At 77.4% G+C, this 20,984-nt stretch carries 13 protein-coding genes; all 13 read right to left on the bottom strand.

The annotated features are described in order from the left end of the window. Positions 1–40 precede the first annotated feature (40 nt). Genes ACFWIC_RS27325 through ACFWIC_RS27385 form a run of 13 tightly spaced genes read right to left on the bottom strand, consistent with a single transcriptional unit; the run spans position 41 to position 20,449 of the window. The gene (locus ACFWIC_RS27325; RefSeq protein WP_380520233.1) at positions 41–1,753 is read right to left on the bottom strand and encodes a hypothetical protein; all 1,713 of its coding nucleotides are present in this window, start codon (positions 1,751–1,753) and stop codon (positions 41–43) included. Beyond that, positions 1,750–4,320 (bottom strand): GTPase-associated protein 1-related protein, encoded by a 2,571-nt coding sequence (locus ACFWIC_RS27330; protein WP_380520234.1) that lies wholly within the window; start codon positions 4,318–4,320, stop codon positions 1,750–1,752. Before ACFWIC_RS27330 ends, ACFWIC_RS27325 begins: the two co-directional genes overlap by 4 nt. Position 4,321: 1 nt before the next feature. Beyond that, positions 4,322–5,503: a hypothetical protein gene (locus ACFWIC_RS27335; RefSeq protein ID WP_380354037.1), complete on the bottom strand. Its 1,182-nt coding sequence runs from the start codon at positions 5,501–5,503 to the stop codon at positions 4,322–4,324. Further along, on the bottom strand, positions 5,504–7,756 hold the full coding sequence (locus ACFWIC_RS27340) for an Hsp70 family protein (RefSeq protein ID WP_380520235.1): 2,253 nt from the start codon (positions 7,754–7,756) through the stop codon (positions 5,504–5,506). It lies immediately after the preceding gene. Next, entirely contained in the window at positions 7,756–9,855 is a 2,100-nt protein-coding gene (locus ACFWIC_RS27345) for an AAA family ATPase (protein ID WP_380520236.1), read from the bottom strand. The genes ACFWIC_RS27340 and ACFWIC_RS27345 overlap by 1 nt, the downstream gene beginning before the upstream one ends. Continuing rightward, positions 9,852–11,510, bottom strand: coding sequence for a hypothetical protein (locus tag ACFWIC_RS27350; protein WP_380520237.1), 1,659 nt, complete (start codon positions 11,508–11,510; stop codon positions 9,852–9,854). Before ACFWIC_RS27350 ends, ACFWIC_RS27345 begins: the two co-directional genes overlap by 4 nt. Next, positions 11,507–12,295: a 4Fe-4S single cluster domain-containing protein gene (locus tag ACFWIC_RS27355; protein WP_380520238.1), complete on the bottom strand. Its 789-nt coding sequence runs from the start codon at positions 12,293–12,295 to the stop codon at positions 11,507–11,509. The genes ACFWIC_RS27350 and ACFWIC_RS27355 overlap by 4 nt, the downstream gene beginning before the upstream one ends. Beyond that, positions 12,292–13,401, bottom strand: a complete 1,110-nt coding sequence (locus ACFWIC_RS27360; RefSeq protein ID WP_329951335.1) for a hypothetical protein — start codon at positions 13,399–13,401, stop codon at positions 12,292–12,294. Before ACFWIC_RS27360 ends, ACFWIC_RS27355 begins: the two co-directional genes overlap by 4 nt. Then, entirely contained in the window at positions 13,392–14,345 is a 954-nt protein-coding gene (locus ACFWIC_RS27365; RefSeq protein ID WP_380520239.1) for a protein phosphatase 2C domain-containing protein, read from the bottom strand. The genes ACFWIC_RS27360 and ACFWIC_RS27365 overlap by 10 nt, the downstream gene beginning before the upstream one ends. Beyond that, the gene (locus ACFWIC_RS27370; protein WP_380520240.1) at positions 14,342–15,127 is read right to left on the bottom strand and encodes a VWA domain-containing protein; all 786 of its coding nucleotides are present in this window, start codon (positions 15,125–15,127) and stop codon (positions 14,342–14,344) included. The genes ACFWIC_RS27365 and ACFWIC_RS27370 overlap by 4 nt, the downstream gene beginning before the upstream one ends. After that, entirely contained in the window at positions 15,124–15,948 is an 825-nt protein-coding gene (locus ACFWIC_RS27375; RefSeq protein ID WP_380520241.1) for an RES family NAD+ phosphorylase, read from the bottom strand. The genes ACFWIC_RS27370 and ACFWIC_RS27375 overlap by 4 nt, the downstream gene beginning before the upstream one ends. Further along, positions 15,948–16,787 carry a hypothetical protein gene (locus ACFWIC_RS27380; RefSeq protein WP_380520242.1) on the bottom strand — a complete coding sequence of 280 codons (840 nt, stop codon included), beginning with the start codon at positions 16,785–16,787 and terminating at the stop codon, positions 15,948–15,950. Before ACFWIC_RS27380 ends, ACFWIC_RS27375 begins: the two co-directional genes overlap by 1 nt. After that, on the bottom strand, positions 16,784–20,449 hold the full coding sequence (locus ACFWIC_RS27385) for a CHAT domain-containing protein (RefSeq protein ID WP_380520243.1): 3,666 nt from the start codon (positions 20,447–20,449) through the stop codon (positions 16,784–16,786). Before ACFWIC_RS27385 ends, ACFWIC_RS27380 begins: the two co-directional genes overlap by 4 nt. Between the last annotated feature and the right edge of the window lie 535 nt (positions 20,450–20,984).

Below are 20,984 nucleotides of genomic sequence, written 5' to 3' on the forward strand. Positions count from 1 at the left end.
CAACGATGGCACGGAGCAGGGGGGTTCACAAGCCGGATCGTCAGGTCGCACGCGCCCCCGGGGAGGCGGTGCGGGCGTCGCTCCGGGGCCGGACGGCCGCCGCGGCGGCCCGCGCCCGGGCCCGCGCCCGGCGCCCGTCGGCGAGGCACCAGTCCAGCAGCGGGGCGACGCTCGGGTGGACCGACCCGTCCTCGGTGAGGACGGCGGCGGTGAAGAAGAACCGCGCCTCGCCGAACTCGTTGCGCATCGCCTGGACCAGGTTTCCCAGCCCGAGCGCCCGTTCGAGCCACTCCGCCGCGCGGTCGCTGTCCCGGACACCGGCGCCGGGCACGGGCCGTCCGTCGAACGGCCCGGTCCCGCCCGGCGGCCCGGTCCCGCTCGGCGGCCCGGTCTCCTCCAGCAGCCCGGTCCCGTCCAGCAGGTCGGTCTTGCTGATGGCGACGGCCAGCCGCGAGCGGTGCAGCGGGACCCCCATCGCCAGGATCGCCTGGACGGCCTGGTCGAAGACGGGCTGCGGCGGGACGCTGGAGGCGAGGGTGCGGTCCAGCCGGGCCTGCCGGTCGGGGTCGAGGAGCTCCCAGAAGTCCGGTACGGCGAGCGGGTCGAGGACGAACAGGAAGGTGCGGGCGGCACGCGCGTACCGGAGGGCGTCGGTGTCCTCGCGGCTGACGAAGTGTTCGCCCGCGGTGTCGAAGAGGTGCAGCAGGCGCGGGGGCCGGGCCCGGTCCAGGAGGACGGAGTGGGCCCGGTGCCGGGCCCGCGGGGTGCTGCGGGGGTGGCCGCGGATCTCCAGCACCTCGCGCTGCAGCCGGTAGCGTTCCGCCGTCTCCTCGTCGGCGAACCGGGCGTGGGCCCGTCCGTCGGGGTCGGTCCGCCGGAGGACGGTGAGCATGGCGGCCATCAGCTGGGTCTTGCCGGCGGCCCGGCCTCCGATGAGCGGCAGCGCGTGTTCGGCGAGCCGGCCGGTCTCGGTGCTCAGCAGCCGGCCGCAGTGCGGGTGGGTGCAGTACCCGGGCAGCCGGTAGCGGCCGGCCGGCAGCGTGGTGGGCAGCCGTTCGTCGCACTGGCAGCGGCGGCGGAGGATGCCGTACCGGCCGGGCCTCAGGTCGCTGTGGCGCCGGCGGCAGGTGGGGCGGGAGCACTCGTACGCGGGGCGGCGCACCCGCTCGAAGCAGTGCGGGCAGAGCACGCCCTGCCGCAGCCGCCGGGCGCCGAGGGCCGCGTGGTCGAGGCCGGTGAGGACGAGGACGGCGAGCCCGCCGCCGGTCCCGAGGGCCAGCACCACCAGGGCGTGCACCAGCAGCGCCGCGGCGAGCAGCGGGAGCGTGACCAGGGCGGCGGACAGGGCGCCGGTGTAGCCGGCGAGGGCGAGGAGGACGTCCCGGCCGATCCGCAGCTCGTCGGTGACGGCCCGCAGGGCGTCGGCCGTCCGGCGGCGGTGCACCCGCCGGCCGTGGACGGCGACCAGCCGCAGGTCCCGCCGGGCGGGGCCGAAGGCGTAGGCGCGGTGGGCGGGCTGCGGCTCGTCCTGCGGGCGGTGGACGGGGAGGGTCTGGTACTGGGGATCGCTGCGGCGCAGCACGTCCACCAGCACCCGGCCGTACGACCGGAGCAGCTGGTCCAGCAGCCGCAGGGCGCGGGCGGCTGCGACGAGCGGGGCCAGCACCAGGGAGACCGCGAGGCGGACGAGGAAGCGGACGAGGGGGACGAGCAGGTCGAAGAGGACCGTCACGAGTTCCGTCAGCGCGTTCACTCCGCCGCCCCGGGCCGCCGCGGTTCGGGGGGCGTGACGGGCGGGACCCGCGGTGCGGCGGCGGCGGGCGGAGCCGGGTCGGCCGCCGCCGGGCCGCCGGGGCGGGAGCCGCCGTCGGCCGGCGTCCGGCGGGCGGTCCCGAGCGGGGACGCCATCCACCGCAGGACCCGCCCCACGGCGGTCGACCGGCGCTCGGCCGACCGCCGCTCCAGCAGGTCGGCCTCGGCGGGGGCGTACGGGCGCAGCGCCCGCGCCAGGCGGTCGGTCTCGTCCGGCGGCCAGTGCTCCCGGGCGTGGTGCAGGGCGGCGACGATCAGGTCCAGCTGGGCGCCGGGCGGGCGGTGGTGCGCCAGGTAGCCGGCGGCGGCGGCCAGGTGCCCGAGCAGGGTGTCGGAGGGCGGGCCCGACCGGCCGACCCGGGCGGCCTCGGTGCGGATCCGTTGCAGGTAGGCCCGCGCGGCCCCGTCCGACAACCGGGTCAGGAGGTGCAGGCGTTGGGCCAGCCGGTCGGGCCGGACGACCGGCCGCTCGGCCAGCCCCCGGGGGAGCCGCCGGAGCAGCAGCGCCCGGGCCGGCGGCCAGCGCACCGGCGGCAGGTCGTCCAGCACCTCGGCGAGTTGATCGGCCGTCCTCGCGCGGTCCAGGCGGTCGCGGACCTCCAGGGCGCGGGCGACGCACGCGGCGCTGTCGGGGTCCGGCCAGCCGGACCGGGGCGGGTCGGCGAGCAGCTCGTACAGGCGCAGGCAGTCGTCGAGGCCGGCGTCGTCGGTGATCTCCCGGATCAGGCTCCGGCCGAGCCACCGGCGGGCCCCCTCCTCCCAGGGCAGCCCGGGCGGCAGCGCCGGGACGGCGGCGAGCGCCTCGGCGTACGACCAGTACGTGCGGGGCGGCCAGAGGCGGTGCAGCAGCGACAGGTCGAGCGGGACGTCCGGGCCCCGCAGGGCGACGACCCGCCGCAGGGTGGCGACGGCGAGCTCCGGGCTCCGGTGGGCCCGGGCCACCAGGAAGTGCTCCAGGAGCCGGGCGTGGCCGGCCACGTCCTCCTCGCGCAGCAGGCCCGGCGGCAGGCCGAGGAGGAGGTCGGGGAGCTGGCCCCGCTGCGATTCCGCCAGCACGCCGAGGGTGTGCACCAGGCCCTGCCGGAACTCCGGCCACTGGCGGGCGGCGGTCGTCAGCAGCTCCTCCAGCCCCCGGAACGGCCGGCCGGTGACGGTCGCCCCCAGCAGCTCCGAGGTGAGCTCGGCGCTGCGCCGGACGAGTTCGCCGGACGGCGGGCGCAGGCCGGCGGCGGACGCCCACCCGAGCAGGCGCAGCGCCCCGGCGGCGTCGGCGCGCCGGAACCGGTCCAGCCACCGCCCGGTGACCCGTGCGCGCCGGACGGGGTCGGTGAACCCGACCGGCGGGAGGGCCTGCCCGTCGCCCTCCTCGCAGCGGAGCATGTCGGACTCGTGGACCTCGTCCAGCAGCTGCTCGGCGAGTTCCCGGTCGTCGCCGCGGGCGGCGGCCCGGCCGAGCGCCCTCAACTGCTCACGGTCCAGGCGGTACTGGCGGTGGACGTCGCGGACCGCGGCGGTGAGCGCGGGAGCCGGCGGCGGCTCGGGGCCGGTCAGCCAGGCGATCAGCGCGACGAGGTCGGCCGGGGTGAGGGGGGTGCCGCCGGCCGTCGCCGCGGCCGCCGCCGGGCCGTGCCAGTCCTCGGCGGTGCGTTCGCGGCCGCTCAGGTAGTCGTCGGCCCAGGACCAGAAGGCCCGGGCGGAGGACGGGCCGACCCGGGCCAGCAGCCCGGTCAGCGGGTGCACGGGCAGCGCGGGGACCAGACCCCGGACGAAGTCGAACAGGTAGTAGACGTCCTGGTCGTCGGGCCCCAGGTCGATCCGGTTCTCGGGGAGGCTCCCGATCAGGTGCAGCCGGCCGCGCCCGGGCCGGTGCAGGTAGGTGGCGAAGGAGAGCCGCCGGGCGAGCGGGGGCGGGAGCAGGAAGCAGACCGCGGCGAACCAGTGCGCGATCCGGTCGGTTCCGGTGTCCACCACGAGCACCGACCGGTCCTCGGCCAGCGCGGCCCGGGCGGCCTCCAGCAGGGCGGGCAGCAGCGCGGCGTGCGGGTGGGAGGCCAGGAAACGGCCGACCGAGCGCGGTGTGAGCGGGCCGGCGCCGGGCCGGGCGTCCAGGGCCGGGAGCCTGGTCCGGTCGGCCGGTCGGGACGACCAGACCGGCGAGCCCCAGAGCTCGATGCCGAGCAGGCCGCCGGCGTCCCGGGCGAAGTCGGGGCTGGTCAGGGCATGGGCGAAGTAGTTGCCGAAGCGCTGGGAGGAGTCCCGTCCGACGTACTGGACCCGGGCCGCCAGGGCCGTCGCCCCGGGGACGAACACCAGGTTCACCGGGCACCGGGCCAGCTCCTCCGGAGCCTGCGCGTACAGCAGCGAGGCCGGCGGCTCGTACGCGGTGAGGGCCTCCACCTCGCGCATCGTCCCGGCGGAGACGTCCGCGCTGACGGCGTTGAACTGGTAGCCGGCGAAGCCGCTCAGGCCCTGCTCGCACGAGGTGTAGTAGAGCTGCTGGAACGGCATGTCACCCCCGCCCCCGGCGGGGCACGGCCCCGAACTCGCTGAGCAGCCACAGCAGCGGGTCGGCGACCCGGTAGGGCTGGATGCCGGTGGGCGCCACCAGCGCGTCCGGGGTCGGTCCGGCGCCCAGCGCGGAGACCCCGAAGTAGCGGTAGCGCCGGTAGTGGTTCTCCAGGTCCTGGTCGATCCGCACGCCCTCCCACTCCCTGAGCAGCCGGCGGACCTCCTCGTGGACGTCCAGGCTGTCGGCCGTGTCGAAGCGGTCCCCGGCCGGCGGGTGGCTGCGCAGCGGGCTGCCGGGATCGAAGGTGTCCCAGAAGGCGTCGAGCTTGGCGAAGACCACCGCGAGCGGGGTGGTGATCCGCCCGGAGGAGCCCTGCTGGCGGGCCATCAGCATGTTCGTTACCCGGCTGAGCACGTTGACCGGCTCGTCGACCCCCTCGGACCCCGGCAACACGGTGCCGGGCCGGGCCAGCGGGCGCGCTCCGGGCATCTGCAACGGGTCGAGGACCAGGATGACGCCGTCGGCACTGGCCAGGTAGCGGGTGTTCAGTTCGACGTTCTCCCGCGAGTTGAAGTCCTCGCCCGCGGTGTCGAAGAAGGACAGCACGCTGTGCTGCGGCCGGGACCGGTACAGCCGTCCGCGGCTGCGGCTGAACCGGAACACCAGCGGCTCCACCCGCCCGTCGTTGGCCGCGGCGGTCCTCGTGCCGTGGAACAGCCGGCCGTGCCGGTACAGCTGCTCCTCGTAGTCGCTGCCGAACCGGCGTATCGTCGCGTCGTCCGAGGCCATCAGTGCCGTCCCGAGCCCGGCGCCGACCCGGTTCATCAGTTCGTGCAGCAGCACCGTCATGTAGACCGTCTTGCCGGAGGCCTTGGCGCCGACCATGGCGATCAGCCGGTGGCCGACCGCGCCGAACTGGACCGGCAGGGTGCTGCGGCAGACCGGGCAGATCCGGTAGGTCGTGTCGCCCTCGCAGCCCGGGCAGACGGCGGAGGACTTCCGCCCGTCGGCCCGGAAGGCCGGGCCGACGTCGCCGCGCCGGCCGGTTCGTTCGGCGAGCACCGGGTCGCGCTCGAAGGCGCAGCGCCGGCCGGTCCGGCCGGGCCGGCCGCTGCACCGGAACCAGATCTCGCGGGCGGTGAAGGACTCGTAGCAGTAGGGGCAGGCCAGTCCGGCGGCCATTCAGCTCACCTTCAGTCGGTGCAGGGAGGCCGGACGCAGCTCGGCGGCCGGGTCGTCCCGGGTGAGCGGCAGACAGACCAGCCAGGAGGTGCCCCGGGTGGCGGGGAAGGGCAGTTCGACGGTGAACGGGATCCGGGCGTCCAGCCGGCGGGCGGGCAGTTCGCGCAGCACCGTCCCGTCGGTGGCCTCGGCGGGGCAGATCCGGCCGCGACCGTGCACCACCTGGAGGGCGGGCAGTTCGCAGGCGGTGTCCGTGACGAAGGTCAGCCGGGCGGTCCGGCCGCGCAGACCGCGCCTGACCACCGCCTCGTAGCGGACCAGCGGCGGCCGGGCGGGCAGGATCAGCGCCGACGGCTCGGCGAGCGGGTCGGCGGGGTGGGGGGTGAACGCCTCCACGGTGACGGTGACGGCGCCGCGCCCCACCCGCAGGTCGAGGCCGCCGTCGTGCTGGTAGGACCGGCGTCCGCAGCGGACGTCCCCGGCCCGGGGGAGGCCGCCGGGGTCGGGGAGGTCCAGTGTCCAGCGCACGCGGGCCTCACGGCCGTCGGGGGGCCAGGCCCAGACGATCAGGAGGTGGTCGTCCCGGCGGGTGGCGCGCAGCCGGCCGACCGGGACGGGATGGAGGGCCCGGCCGGTGGCCCCGGTGACCCCGGCGGTCTCGGCGGCGGTCGGAGCGGTCGGGGCGGTGGGGGCGGGGCCGGGCGGCGGAGGCGGTTCCTCGGGTCCGTCCGCGTCGTACGGTCCGTCCGCGTCGTACGGTCCGTCCGCGTCGTACGGGCCGTCCGCCCCGTACGGGCCGTCCGCCCCGTACGGGCTGTCCGTCCAGTCCGTCATGTCTGTCATGTCCGTCCCGTCCGGCTCGGGTGTCCGGGACGTCCGGGGCTGCGGCACCGGCTCGTCCGGACCGGACGCGGGGTCGGCGCCGGGACGGCCGTAGTCCGGGGGCGGAGCGGTCCGCACCCCGGACGGTGCCCCGGGCGCGCCGGCCCGGTCGTCCCCGACCGGGGCCTCCTCGGGGCCCGGCTTCCCCGGGTACGGGTCCTCCACCCCGGGCCGGGCCGCCGGTTCCCCCGGCCCCCCGCCGTACCCGCCGTACCCGCCGTTCCGGTCGTTCGCGCCGCTCCGGTCGTAGGGGTCGGGGTCGTGGCCGCCGGGTCGCGGCCGGGCGGCCGGGTCACCGGTGAACACCCGGAGCAGGCCGAACTCCCCGGTCAGCGCGAGCCCGCTCGCCACCGCGGCCCCCGGCGTCCGGGCACGGACGGTGAGCCCGAACCGCTCCTCGAACCACCCGGCCGCCCCCGGCGTCGCGCTCAGACCACCGGCCAGCAGCAGGGTGCCCGGGACGTCCCCGCCGCGCTCCTGGACGGTGTCCAGCAGCCTCCCGACCACCGTGCCGCTCGCCTCGCGCAGCGGTTCGACCAGCCGGGCCAGGGTCTCCCGGTCGAGGGCGACCTCGCGGTCCGCGCCCTCCCAGTGCACCCGCTGCCACGCTTCCGGCGCCTCGCCGAGCGCGAGCCGGAGCCGCTCGGCGACCGGGAGCAGCGGCCCGACCGGCCCGCCGGGGGAGCCGAGCCGGCGCAGCAGCTCCCCGGCGACGGCCTCGTCCCAGTGGTCGCCGCCGAGCGGGTGCGAGACCGTCTCCAGGACGCGGACGGTGCGGTCGCCGTCGACGGCCAGCAGCGTCAGGTCGGAGCCGGTGGCGCCCTGGTCGTACACCAGGACGGAGAGGGCGACGCCCTCGCGGACCGCGCCGTAGTGCAGGGCCGTGGCCACCGGCTCCGGCAGCACCCGGCCGACCCGCAGCCCGGCGTGTTCGGCGGCCCGCCGCAGGGCCGGTTCGCTGCCTCCGGCGGGGGGCAGCGCGAGCGCCACCTCCGCCGGCTCGCCGCCGCCGCACTCCCGGCTGCGCCGGGCGAGGGCGGACAGGACGAGGGCGGTGAGAGCCTCCGGGCGGAGGTCGCCCGAGGCCCCGGAGCGGTGCGGGCCGTCCGGACCTCCCCGCAGGCCCGCGGCGAACGGGCCCGCGGCGAACGGGTCGGTGCCGAACGGGTCGGCGGCGAAGGGGTCGTGGGTGGCCGCGAAGAGCGGGGCGCGGGCCGATCCGGCACCGGCCGCCCTCACGAGCCGGGGGCCGTCCGGCCCGGTGACGTCGACGGTGGCCGGGACGTCGGTGGCGCCGGTGACCACCGGGACTCCGTCGGGGCCCGGCCAGGCGATGCGGGCGTAGCTGTCGCCCAGGTCGATGCCGTGCATCAGCCCGTCCCCCCGTCCGCGCCCTTGACGGCGTCGGGTGTCACGCACACCGTGCCGTCCTCGGCGATGCCCAGCCGGATCCGGCTCCCCCTCGGCGGCGCGTGCCCGATGACGTGCCGGACCACGGCGCCCAGCACGGGCTCGAACTCGTTGCGGATCTGCCGCCCGCCGTAGGCCTGCCGCTCGGGGTCGGCCATCCGTCCGGTGATCCAGGGCCGGATGCTCGCCGGGTCGTGGACCAGCTCCACGCCGTGGCGTTCGTGCAGCGATTCGGCGAGCTGGCCGAGCAGCCGGTCCGCGATGCCGACCACGTGCTCGGTGCGCAGCATGTCGAAGACCACCACGCCGGGCTTGAGCCGGCCGTAGATCTCGGGGCGGCCGATCGCCCGGAACTTCTCCTCGACCGCGGCGGTGAAGTGGCGGTGGAGCACCTCGTACGGCAGGTCGCCGCCGTGCTCGGCCAGCAGGGCCGGGAGCCCGCCCGCGCCGGTGTTGGAGGTGAAGATGATCAGACTCTGCGAGAAGTACGCCGTCCGGCCCTGCCCGTCCGTGAGCCGGCCGTCCTCCAGGATCTGCAGGAACTTGTCCAGCACCGCCGGGTGGGCCTTCTCGATCTCGTCGAAGAGCAGCACGCTGAACGGCCGCTCCCGTACCCGCCGGGTGAGTTCGCCGCCCTGGTCGTAGCCGATGAAGCCGGGCGGTGCGCCGGCCAGCCGCTCGGCCGCGTGCTCCTGCTGGTACTCGCTCATGTCGAAGCGCGCGTAGGCGCTCGGGTCACCGAAGATCAGTTGGGCCACCGACTTGGCGAGTTCGGTCTTGCCGACGCCGGTCGGGCCGACGAAGAAGAACGAACCACGGGGCCGGGCCGCCCCCGAGCCGCCGAAGCCGACGCCGACGTAGGCCGCCTGGAGGGCGCCCACCACCGCGTCGACGGCGGTCCGCTGCCCGATCACCCGGGCGCCGAGTTCCCCGGCCGCCTCGGCGACGGTGCGGCGGTCGATCTGGCTCCAGGGGTCGACGTTGAGGTTGATGCGGTGGCGTTCCAGCAGCCGGCCGGGTTGGTGGACCGGGACGCGGCGGATGTGCGAGGTCCTGGCGAGCGCGTCCAGCTCCCAGCCCGCCATGCCGTCGGTGGCCCCGACCAGCGCCTCGAACTCCGCCGGGCCGGCGTCCGCACCGCCGTTGAACTCCCCGCCGATCATGGCGAACCAGCGGCGGCGCTCCGCCTGGTCGGGCGGACCGATGTGCAGGACCACCGTGCGCGGGTCCTCCCGGTACAGCCAGGCGGGCACGCGGGAGAGGTCACCGACGACGGCGACCACGGCGTTGCGGGCGCGCGGCGGCACCTCGGCGCCGGCGCGGTCCGTGTGCGGGCCGGCGCCGTCGCCGCCGACGGCGGGGGGCAGCGGGGTGGCGGCGTCCGCCATGGCGGCGCGCAGGTGCAGGTAGCCCTGGACGGACGAGGCCTCGTTCAGCGGCAGGGCGAGGTCGATGTCCTCGAACACGAAGGCGGTGGCAGCCCGGGGGGAGGCCGCCCGGCGGTGGGCCTCGGCCAGCGCGTCGTCCACCGAGGCCAGCCGGCGGGCCGGCCGGGCGGTGAACAGTTCGTCCGAGGCCACCTGGCGGAGCCCGCCGCGCCGGGTCGGGTTCTCCTCGGCGAGGGCCCCGCCCGGGGCCGGGACCCGCGCCGGGTCGTCGGCGCCCCCGGGGGCCCGTCCCGGAGGCCGGGTGGCCTCCGGGACGGGGTGCGCGGCCCGCTCCCCTGTGACGGGCCGTGCGGCGGACGTCCTCTCGGACGACCGCTGGTCCAGTGCGGCGTAACGCTCCTGATCGCCGTCGAGCGGGAAGGCGAGGCCACCCACCGGGTCCCACCAGGCCACCGTGTCGGCGCCGCAGCCGTGCAGGGCGTGGGCCAGTACGGTGCGGAACGGGACCGGCCTGCCCCGCCACCACCAGCGGTCCCTGACCTGCCCGGTGAGGATCACCTGACGGCCGCGCCAGAGCTCCCAGCGCAGCGCGGCCGCCCAGAGCGGCGCCTCCTCCCGGGCCACGCTCCGGCTGCCGGTCCGGTCGGCCCCGGCCTCCTCGCGGGCGTTCACGCGGTGCCGCCCGTGGTGCCGCCCGTGGTGCCGTTCGCCCCGTTGCGCGAGGTGCCGCGGTGCGAGCTGTGGTCGGTGCCGAAGGGGCGGGCCGACGCACCGCCGCCCGGCCGCGCGACGCCGCCGCGCGGCGGCTTGCCGTCCCAGTCCAGCTCGCCCGGGTGGTAGCCCTCCTCGCCCATCGCCTCGTGCACCCGGTCCAGCAGCGCCTCGGTCCGGTCGCAGGTCACCTCGCCGCGCTCGGGCACCACGACGACGTCCGACTCGCCCTCCACCGTGTAGCTGAGCACGGCGGTGCCGTCGGTGGCGCTGCTGACGCTCGTCTCGTACCGGGCGCCGTTCGGCCGCTCGAAGATCAGCACGAACTCCTGCCCCAGGTCGCCACCGCCGGAGAACGCCAGCCCCTCGCCGGCCATCGCCTCCTTCAGCACCCCTGCCAGCGCGGCGCGCCGCTCGAACGCCAGCAGCAGTTCGTCCAGCCGGGCCTCCGCCTCGGGCAGCAGCCGCTCCAGCTCCGCGACGGCGGTCAGCGCGGCCCCGCCCCACGAGGAGTCGATCGCGCCGGCCACCCGGTGCACGGCGGCGAGGAGCCTGCCCTGCAGCTCGGTCTCCCCGAAGTCGGCGGCGTCCCGCGCGGCGTCGCGTGCGGTCTGCTCGACGACGGCGAGCCGGTCGACCGCCTCCGCCAGCTCGGCGGCGAGTCTCGCCGCCTGCCGTTCGGCCTCCACCCGGATCCGCCGGGCGGTCTGCTCCTTCGCCTCGCGCTGCAGTTCGGCGGCCCGCCGCTGTGCCTCCCGCCGCCGTTCGGCGGCGAGTTCCTGTGCCCTGCGGTGCCGCTCGTCCGCCTGTCGGCTCGCGGCCTCGGCGAGGGCGGCGGTCCGCGCGGTCTGCACGGCGAGCGCGTGGCGGGCCAGTTCGTGCTCGGCCGTGCCCATCAGCGCCTCCACCCGCAGGGTCTGACCGTCCATCAGGGCGCGGCGCAGGTCGTGCAGCAGCTCGGCGCACCGGCGCCGGCCGGCCGCGTCGACGTCCGCGCCGTTCGCCGCGAGCATGGTGAACTGCCGTTCCAGCGCGCCGAGCTGGTACTCGTGGCCGGCCTCGGCGGGCCGGCCGTGGTCCTGACCGCCCGGTCGCAGCGCGACGGCCCGGCCGCGCAGCTCCTCGACCTCCGCACCGAGCGCGGCGTCCGGGTGGTGCAGTGCGCGCGACCGCAGGTCGGCCAGCCGGCCGGTCAGCTCGCTCACGGTGCGGGGGTCGGCCGCCGACCGCGCCGCGTCCAGCAGGGCCGCCACCTCGTCCAGGCCGCGGGCCGCCGCCGTCCCCTGCTCGCGCAGTGCGGCCGTCACCTGCCCGGCCCGCTCGGCCTCCTGGAGCCGTCGCCGCTCGTCGGTCCGGCGCTCGGCCTCCGCCAGGGCCTGCGCCACGCGCTCCCGCTCCCGGCGCTCCGCCTCGGCACGGGCCCTGGCCCTGGCGGCGGCGCGGCGTTCCGCCTCGGCGTGGCTCCTGGCCCTGGCCGCCGCGCGGCGCGCCCGCTCGCGGGCCCGCTCCTGCTCCAGCCGGCGGCGCCGTTCGGCCTGCCGCCGCCGCTGCGCGGCCTCGGCGGCGAGCCGCGAGGCGCCGACCGAGACGCTGCTGTACATCGGTGATCCGCTCACTGTCCCCCTCCTTCGGTGTGCCGGCCCCCGTGCCGGGGGACCTCGGTGCTCGGGGCCCCGACCGGCCGCCCCGGCCGGTGCGGGCCCGGGTCGTGCGGGTCCGGGCGGCCGTGCCGGTCCGGTGGTTCCGGTCGGTCCGGTGGGTCCGCCGTGGTGCGCAGGGCGAAGCCCCGGGCCTCCACGCGCCGCTCCAGCTCCTCGCGGAAGCCCGGCACCGCCGGCACCCCGGCCCAGGAGAGCGACCCGTCGAGCCCGACGGAGAACTCGATCCCGGCACCGGTGTCGGGATCCGCCGGCAGGTCCGCGTAGCGCGGCGACAGCCGGTGCAGACGCTGGTTGGACGACCCCCGCCAGCGCAGGTCCGCGTGGAGCGACGCCACGTACGGGCCGTCGACGAGCAGGTCGAGCCGGCCCAGCAGGTCCCGCTGCGCCGGGGTGCCGCGTCGCAGGGTCTCGATGCGGAAGCCGGAGTACGCCATCGCGGACAGCTCAGGCCGCTTCGCCCGCAGCCCGTCGAGGAGCGCGACCAGCGCCGCGGCCTGGGCGAACGGCTCGCCGCCGGAGATCGTGATCCCCTCGATCCCGGCCAACCCGGCCATCCGGTCGACCAGTTCGGTCACCGGTAGGCCCGGCCCGTCGGTGAACGGCAGCGTCTCCGCCGCGACGCAGCCCCGGCAGCGCAGCGGGCAGCCCTGCACCCACAGCACCGCCCGGCGGCCCGGCCCCAGAACGGAGCACCGGTCGAGGGTGCGCGCCACCGACAGCCGCAGGTCCGCCCCGGTCATGTGGTCCTCCCCGTGGTGTCCGCCGCCCTGGCCGCCCGGGACGCCCGCCGGTCCGGCGCCGCCCCGGCGGGTGCGCCCGGGTACGCCTCGCCGCCGCGCCGTGCCAGGTCGCACCACGGACACCACGGCCGCTCCACCGTGAACACGTGGCGGCTGTTCCCGGCGCAGCCGCGCAGCCTGCCGTCCGCCAGCTCCGCGCCCAGGGCCGCGGCCCAGACCGCCGCCGCCGGACGGCTGCCGGGGCTGCCCCGCCCGGCGGGGCCGAAGGCGGCGCGCAGGAGCGCGGCGATCCGGCCGGGCAGCAGGTCGGCCGGGGGCAGCGGCCCCCGCAACGCGACGGACCGGTGGTCCGTCAGCCGGCAGCGTCCGTGCGCCAGGTTGTCGTCCAGCGAGACGTACCGTTCGCCCCGCCCGGGGTGCCCGGCGAACGGGTGCAGTCCGGCCATCAGCAACTGGTGCACGACGACGGCCAGGACGAAGTCGTCGCCCGCCCGGGTCGGGGCGGTCACCGGGGCCGCCACCGCCTCCGGCGCCGTGTACCCGGCCGTGCGCATCCGGCAGGCGAACACCCGCCCGCCGTCCGTGAACTGCCAGGAGTCGACGTCCGCCATCCCGACCGCGCCGTGCCCGTCCACCCAGAGGTTGTCCGGCTTGAGGTCGCCGACGAGGTACTCCTCCGCGTGCACGGCGGCCAGCAGCGCCGCCAGTCCGGCCGCCGCCCGCAGGGCGGTCTCCCAGGTGGAGTCCGGCAGCCGGGTCCGACGGCCGGACTCCGACAGCAGGTCCTCCATCGGCCGGTACCGGCCGCGCAGATCGCCCATCAGATAGCCGTGCACCCCGCCGCGCGCCGTGGTGACCGGGACCCGGGGCCAGGCCACCCCGCCGCCGGCGCCGGCGAGCAGCCGGACGGTGCGGGGCTCGCGCCGCCGCCGTACCAGCCGCTCGATCCGGTCCCGGTACGCGGAGGGGTCGGGCGGGCGCGGCACGAGCTTGGCGACCAGCGCGGGGGAGTCGTCCACGGCGTAGACCACGCCCTCGCCGCCCTGGCCGATCCGTTCGGTCAGCCACCACTGCCGGCCGTCGTCGGCCATCACCTTCAGAGCCATCGGGCACCGTCCGGACGCAGGGCGCAGAGCACCGTCAGGTCGTCGCCGCTGCGGGCCGCCGCCGGGCCGGAGAGCAGGGCTCGCAGCGGCTCGGCGTCGCCGCCGTTGGCGCGCAGCAGGGCGGCCAGCGGGCCGAAGAAGTCCGGTGCGGCGAGCGGGCCGTGGTCGTCGGGGAGGCCGAGCACCGAGGGGTGGTCCAGGGCGAGCGGCGCGCAGCCGTCCGTGGCCAGGACGACGCCGCTGAGGTCGGGCTCCCGCAGGACGAGGGTGGTGACGCTCGCGCGGGCCCCGGGCGTGGAGAGGAAGACCGCCGGGGTACGCGGCGGCAGCACCAGACGGCAGCGTTCGCCGTGGCCGCCGTGGCCCCGGTCGCCGTTGCCGTCGTCGCCGGGCCGGGTGCGGGTGAGGACGGTGGCGAAGCAGTCGCCGAGGGCGAGGAAGGCCACCCACGGGGGCCGGAGCACGGCCGCCACCAGGGTCGCGGCCAGCGCACCCTCGTCCGCCTGCGCTGAGTCCACCGTGCCCGCGGCACCCACCGTGCCCGCGTCGTCCGCGGGGTCCGGGTGGTCGGCGGCGAGGACGGCCCGCACCGCCCGCAGGTACGCGTCCACCACGGCCACCGAGCGCTCGCCGATCCAGCCCCGCCAGACCGCCGCGTCGCCGTCGGCGGGCGGGATGTCGGTCGCGAGCAGCCGGCAGGCCGCGTCCACCGCGAGGTGCGCCCCGAGCGCGCTGCGGTCGCGGCTGCCCGCGCCGTCCGCGACGGCCAGCACGAGCGGCCGGCCCCCCGTCGTCGCGGGCCCGTCGCCGCCGTGCCCGGCCGCCGCCTTGAACGCGTCCTGGCAGCCGCGTCCGCTCGCCAGGTGCCCGGTGCCCTGCACCACGGCGCCCGCCACGATCGGCGCGCCGCCGCCGGCTGCCGCCCGCCGGGCCGCGGCGGTCACCGGTGGTCCCCTTCCAGGCTGTCGAGGGTGCGGGCGTTCTCGGCGTGCGTCCTGAGCCGGTCGGAGATCTCCGTGGCCCTGAGGTGGCCGGTGCGGTCCGAGCTCTGGAACACGATGTCCAGGATCCGGCCGAAGTCCAGGTCCTCCAGCAGGTGGGTCGCCTGCGGTGCGAGGACCTCCAGCACCTCCCGGTCGGCCCCCCGCACCCCGATCACGAAGAGCACGCACTCGTCGTCGTGCTCCGCCTGCCGCAGCTGTTCGGCGGTGGCCGCGATCTCCGCCGCGCCCAGCCTCGCCCCGGCCTCGTCGCTCGGCGCGCCGTCGGTGAGCAGCCAGATCAGCGGCCGGACCACCGGCACCTGCCGGACCGAGAGGTCGCGCCGGCGCCGGCGGGCCAGGTCGAGGGCGAACCGCAGGGCGGGAACCATGCAGGTGTAGCCCCCGGCCGTCAGCTCGGGCGGACGCAGCCCGTCCAGCGGGCTGAACAGCGCCTCGCGGTCGGCCTCCTCCGGCGGGCGGAAGGCACCCGCCGCGATGTCGAAGACCCGCACCCGCGAGTCGAACGCGACCAGGCAGACCTCCACCCGGGACCGCAGGCGGTCCCGGTCCCGGACGGCGTCGAAACCACGGGTGAGGGCCCGGTTGAGGCTCGCGATCGGCGGGTCGTGCGCGGGGCGGTTCATGGAGGCGGAGGTGTCCAGCAGGACGATGACCGGCTGACGTTCGTCCCAGCCGCTCCCGAACCCGATCCGGGTGCCCGTCGCCCCGGTGGCCGTCGTCATGGCGCGCCCACCGCCTCCGCCGCCCCGGGGCCGCGCGAGGCACCGCGGGCGCCGGGCGCGCCGCCGTTCGGGCCGCCGCCGTTCGCGGTGGTGACGGCGTCGACGGCGTTGACGGCGCGGTGGAGGCCGGCGGCGTCGACGAGGCCCTCGGTGCGCGGCCGGGGCGGTACGACCGCGGCCCGCAGCGGGGCGAACAGCCGGTTCACCTCCGTCACCCCGTCCGTGGTGTCCAGTTCACGGGTAACCCCGGAGCCGCCCTTCAGCGACTCCTCGCCGCAGCGGTCGCCGAACAGCACCAGGGCCTGCCGGGGCCGGTGCCGCCGGGACTGCCAGACCAGCCCCTGGGCCTCCGGCACCCGCGACCGCAGCTCCGTGGCCCAGCGCCGCGTCTGGGCGTACCCGGGGCCCTCGGTCTCCAGGAGCCAGGAGTCCTGGCAGACGGCGGCGAGGTCCTCCTCGGTGATCAGTTCGACGAGGCACAGGTCGGCGGTGGTGTGCAGCGCGGTCAGCGAGCGCTGTGCGACGGCCCGGTAGGGGACCAGCCGCATCCCGGTGTCCGCGTCGAAGGGCATCGCGCGCAGCAGCACCTCGGCCAGCGCGGTGGCCGGCTCGGGCGCGGCGTACAGGAAGGAGTAGGGGTCGGCCACGGTGCCGTCGAAGCGGCTGCCGCCGAAGTGGGAGTCGGCCGGCACCGGGTTGAACCCGGCACCGGGACGCCCCGTCCGGTGGCAGCGCCACAGCTCGGTGCCGGCCGGCAGGGTCCGCAGGTTCGGGCGCATCCGGAAGCCGTCGGACTCCCGGGGCGGGGGGTACGCGGGCATCAGTCCCCCTCCACCATGGACAGGGCGGCCGCGGTGAGCAGCTCGTCCGAGACCAGTCCGAGCAGGGCGGCCGGTGTGCCTCCCAGCCAGCTGTTGCCGGCGAGCCACCAGTCGGCAGCTCCCCAGGGGTCCGCCTCGGCGAGCAGCAGCCGGTTGATCCGCGTGACGACCGGCAGCGGGCCGCGGCCGGTGCCGGGCTCCGCGCCGGGGGCCGGTCCGGCGAACTGGAAGGCGGGGTAGCGGTGTTCGCCCGCCTGGTCGATCAGGCGGATGATCAGACCGGCACCGGCCAGTGCGGGCGCGTCCAGGCCGCGCGCGTCCAGGTCGGCGCGGCCGAGCGAGGGCTCGGCGAGCAGGCGGCGCTGCGCCGTGGCGATGATCTCGGCGGTGTCCGGAGCAGCGTGCGGCGCGGCGTGCGGAGGGGGTCCGTGGACGGGACCGTGATCACGGCCGGGGCCGGGGCCGGGGCCGGGGCCGGAGTCGGAGTCGGGGCCGGAGTCGGGTGAGGGGAGACCGAGGGCAGACTCCGTGAACGCGGACGCGGCGTCGGTCTCCGCCAGCCAGGCCAGCAGCTCCCGGGCCAGCGAGGCGGTGGGCCGGGGATCGGCGGCGACCAGCCGGGAGGAGTCCAGCGCCGCGCGCACCGGGTGGTCCAGCGGGAGCGGCAGCAGCGCGAGCTTGACCCCGTGGAAGGCCCTCCGGATGGCCCGCTCGTCACCCCGCGTTCCGGCGAGCTTGTTCAACCGGGCCACCAGCACGCCGTGTTGGGTGTCGTCCAGGTCGGCCCGTATCGCGGCCCAGTGCCGGCGGATCAGCGCCAGCAGCTCCTCCGGGTTCATTCCGTCCCCTCCGGTTCCGTCGTCGTGCCGGTCGTGCCGGTCGGGTCGGGTGCGTCCGTCGCGTTCGGCGGCGGGTCCGCGGCCCCCGGGTGGCCCTGGTGGATGAAGGCCGCCCAGAGCGGCAGCCGGTCGAGGTGGGGATGCGCGGCTTCACGGCGCAGCTCCCCGCCGAGGCTCTCGGGCGGCTCGCGGCGCGGGTCCAGCATCCAGAGCTGGGCCGCGCGCAGCGCGTCGGCCGGGCTGAGTCCGGTGACCGCCACGTGGTGGTGGAAGACCGCCATCATCAGCGCGGACGCGCCGTCCCGGGTGGTCCACCGCGAACCGACGACGTCCTTCGCGCCGGCCGCCAGGAAGGCCGTGGCGAGGGTCAGCGCCTCGTCGTGGTCGCGGGTGGAGAGGTCCGTCTCACAGGCGCTCAGCACCACCAGCGGGCCGGCCCGGACGGCGCCGGTCGCGGCCGGCCGGTCCAGCAGCCTGGTCACGGTGAGCATCCCGGCGTCGGGGGCCTCGGTCGGCCCGTTCGTGGACGGGGCGGACGGGTCGGACAGGTCGGACGGCGGCGTGGAGAGGGAGCGCGGCTGCGCCGGGTCGGGTGGGGCGAGGTTGAGCGCGGACACCGTCGGGCGGACGCCCGCCGAACCGTGCGAGGCGATGTGCAGCAGCGAGAGCGGCCGGGGGGCGCCCGCGCCGGGGAGCAGCGCGAGCACGTCCTCCGGGGTCCCGAGGCCCGCCGGATCGCCGTCCAACTGGTAGTACTCACCGTAGAGTTCGGCATCCGGGTAGTAGCCGTCGCGGAGTGCGAGGACCTCAAGCTCGGCCCGGGTCAGGTCCATCCGGGGGTCGGCCACCAGCACCGGACGGGCGCCGGGGGCGATCCGTTCGCGGGCCGCCGCCCGCAGGAACTCCCGGCCCGAGGCCGCGTACGACAGCACCATGATCTCGCACGCGTAGCGGTGCCGGGCGTCCTCGGGCAGCCTGGCGGCGTGCCAGGGCACGGCGCCGAGGTTGCCGCAGGGGATCAGCACGAACCGGGGCGGCCCGGGGCGGCCCCGGTGGCGGCCGGGGTTGGCCTCCAGGCGCTCGGCGATGCCGAGGAGGACCGGGCCGACGACGGCCGGCCAGGCCCAGTCGCACAGGTCCGTCAGGGCCTTCTCCCAGGGCGCGTCGAGCGCCCGGGCGGCGGCGTCCGCCTCGCCGGTCGCGCCGGTCTCGGCGGCCCGGGCGGCCGTACGGCGCAGCCGCGAGCGCTCCGCGGACACGTCGAGGAAGGACTCCAGCGGCGCGCGGCCGGCCAGGGCGAGCTGCGGCAGGGCGAGCACCCCGGGTTCGAGGTCCGGCCCCAGGATGACCGCCATGCCGGGCGTCCCCTCCGCGCCCGGCAGCAGGTACACCAGGGCGTCGGTCTCGCCCGGCCGCAGCCCGGCGGACAGCTCCGCCGGGGTCGGCGGCTCGAACAACCCCGGCCCGCCCCGGAGCGCGTCCAGGGCCCGCCGCCGCAACAGGCTCGGGACCGGCTGCGCGGCGCCGCCGCCCTGCGCCGACCCGGCCTGCCGCCAGGCGTCCGCCAGCTCGCGGTGGCCGCGCGCCGCCAGCAGTTCGGGCACCTCGGCCGAGGCGGCGGCCGCCTGCAGCACCATCGACCGGCCGAGTTCCAGCATGGTCACCGCCCGTTCGACCTGCCCCTGGGAGCCGGCCCACCAGGCCGCGTCCAGGGCGCGCGAGGCCCCGTCCCGGGCCTTCATCAGCCGGTGCTCGGCGCCGACCTCCAGCAGGACGTCGGCGGTCAGGACCTCGAAGGACTCCACCATGGCCTGCGCCGCGGACGCCTGATCGCCCGCCCCGGCGTCGCCGCGCCGGCGATGGGCCTCGGCCAGGGCCCAGAGGAGGTCGGCGTGCTGCCAGGTGCCGCCGTCCGCCGCGTCGCGGCAGGCCGCCGCCAGCTCCTCGACGGCACGGTCCTGGTCGGCGCGGGAGCGGGTGAGTTCGGCCTGGAGGTGGCTGACGAACGCGTCGAGCGGCAGGCGCCGTCCGCGACCGTTGAGCAGACTGGGCGGATGCTCGGACGACTCCGGCCCCGGGTGGGCGCGGATGAGCCCTGGGTCGCCGTCGACCACGGCGCGGATCGCCGAGAGGTTGACCCGCAGCGGCTCCAGCAGGCCGCCGTTGCCCGGCCCGGTGTCCAGGAGGCGCGCGCCCTCCTCCATGAGCTGCGCTCCGGTCCGCAGGGTCTCCGTGTCGCGGGTCAGCGTCCAGAGGTCCTGGTAGGACGATCCGAGCATCAGCAACGTGATTCCCAGCGCGCTGTCCTCCCCGGACAGGCCCTCCCGCACGGCGCGGAGCTCCTCGATGCAGGACGCGACGCCCGCCCGGTCCTCGGCGCGCTGGAACCGGCGGCTCCGCTGGCACGCCGCGAGGGCCCGTACCTGGGCCGTGAACGAGAGCGGCAGATCGCCGAGTCGCCCCAGCACCTCGGTGAGCTGCCGCTCCGCCGCCTCGGCGTCGACCAGGTTCCCGCCGAGGTACTGCGAGGCGGACAGGACGGCGGGGCCGATGGCGCCGAGCAGCTGCTGCCAGTCGCTGCCGGGCGGCAGGCCGTCGGCGGCCCGTTGCAGCGAGCCGAGGGCGTCGGAGAGCAGGCCCTGGTCCCGCTGCTGCAGGGCGGGGACCAGGACGGTCATGGCGTAGGCCAGCGCGTCCTGCGCCGCGTCCGCGGGGTCGCCGGTGCCGTGGGCTCGGCCGGGCCGGAGCTGCTGCGCCAGCTCGGTGAGCTGCTCCGGTGCGAGGGAGCCCGGCATCGACATCTCCACCATGGCGAGCGTCATCGCCATGGTCCGGTCGAACTCCTCGCGTTCGGTCTCCGTGTCGATCGGCACCCGGGGCCGTGACGGCTCGGCGGGCGGCGGGGCAACGGGCGCCGGGGCCGAGGGCGTCGGTTCGGCGAGCGGTCCGGCCGGGGTCGGTGCGGTCGGGGCCGGGACGGTCGGGATGAGACTCATCAGCATGCGCAGCTGCTGGAGGCCGGGGAAGTCCGCCGGCAGCGACTCCACCAGCGGCCCGACACCGGCGGCGAAGTCGGCGGTGTCGCCCTGGGCCAGCCCGAGGACCGTGGTCATGGTGTCCAACTGCGCGCGCAGCTCAGGCATCAGCCGGACGTCGCGCAGGTCGTCCAGGAGTCCCCGCAGCTCGGTGACCTCCGGCCCGCGCGGGTCGAAGGCTCCGGGGTTGTCCCGTTGCCAGCCGATCAGGGCGGAGAAGTGCCCCGTGCCGCCGTCGGGCCGGCCGGCCGGGTGGGGGATCACCAGCATGACGAGGTACAGCGCGGCCCGGTGGGCCTCCCAGCCGGTGAGCGGCACCTGGTGGGCCCGTGCCTCGCGCAGCAGCCGCAGCGCGTGGGGGCGGTCGGCGGGTGCCCCGCCCCCGCGCAGGTGACGTTGCGCGAGCAGCCCGCCGAGCCGTGCCGCCAGGACCGGCCCGGTCGGCTCGTCCGGCGCCAGCAGCCCCTCCAGCCGGTCGAGTTCGTCGATCAGCCGGTCGTGGGCCACCGGGTCGTCCAGCCGCAGCCGGGGCGGCCCGGACGGGTCGGGCAGCAGCAGGGCCTCGGCCCGCCCCGTCGCGTCCAGAGCCCAGGACCGGACCCCGGCGAGACCGCCGGTACTCGTCAACTCGTCTCCTGGAGGGTCATTCTGACCAAGCGTCATGATCCGACTCCGTCATCCGTGCGCCTCGTGGCGTCCACATCATGGCCTGCCGGGGAACCGGATGAACCCTGCCCGGGACCGGCGACCGGATCTCGACCGGCAATCAACCGCCTTCCGCCCGCAGCCGGGTCCGGACCGGCGGTTTCGCACCCTCGGGCGCCCTGTCGCAGGGGCCGGCGCAGGGGCCGGCGGCCTTCCGTCGGCGGGGCGGCGGCCGTGCGCGGGACCGTGCGCGGGACCGCCGTCCGGCGGCGGCTCCCCGCCCGGGCAGGGCTTCTCGGCGGACCGCCGGTGGCGGTACGGGTGGGCACAGTCGGCTGACCGGGCGGCTCCGAAAGGCTGACGATTCACCCTGGACCGGGCCGTTCGGACCGTCCGGGCGGCCGGGCCGGCGACGACGGCCGGGCCCGACGCGGACGTCCCGGCGCTGCTGCGGACGGAGGTCCTGCTCCGGCACGCAGCCGTACGGCTCTTCCCGGACGTCCTGCCGGCGGGGCCC

This window comes from Kitasatospora sp. NPDC127035 (genome assembly GCF_042726075.1).
GTDB lineage: Bacteria > Actinomycetota > Actinomycetes > Streptomycetales > Streptomycetaceae > Kitasatospora.

Coding starts and splice junctions, on each gene's coding strand:
- ACFWIC_RS27330 (WP_380520234.1), bottom strand. CDS start 4,320: ATGCCGTTCCAGCAGCTCTACTACACCTCGTGCGAGCAGGGCCTGAGC.
- ACFWIC_RS27335 (WP_380354037.1), bottom strand. CDS start 5,503: ATGGCCGCCGGACTGGCCTGCCCCTACTGCTACGAGTCCTTCACCGCC.
- ACFWIC_RS27340 (WP_380520235.1), bottom strand. CDS start 7,756: ATGCACGGCATCGACCTGGGCGACAGCTACGCCCGCATCGCCTGGCCG.
- ACFWIC_RS27355 (WP_380520238.1), bottom strand. CDS start 12,295: ATGACCGGGGCGGACCTGCGGCTGTCGGTGGCGCGCACCCTCGACCGG.
- ACFWIC_RS27360 (WP_329951335.1), bottom strand. CDS start 13,401: ATGGCTCTGAAGGTGATGGCCGACGACGGCCGGCAGTGGTGGCTGACC.
- ACFWIC_RS27370 (WP_380520240.1), bottom strand. CDS start 15,127: ATGACGACGGCCACCGGGGCGACGGGCACCCGGATCGGGTTCGGGAGC.
- ACFWIC_RS27375 (WP_380520241.1), bottom strand. CDS start 15,948: ATGCCCGCGTACCCCCCGCCCCGGGAGTCCGACGGCTTCCGGATGCGC.
- ACFWIC_RS27380 (WP_380520242.1), bottom strand. CDS start 16,787: ATGAACCCGGAGGAGCTGCTGGCGCTGATCCGCCGGCACTGGGCCGCG.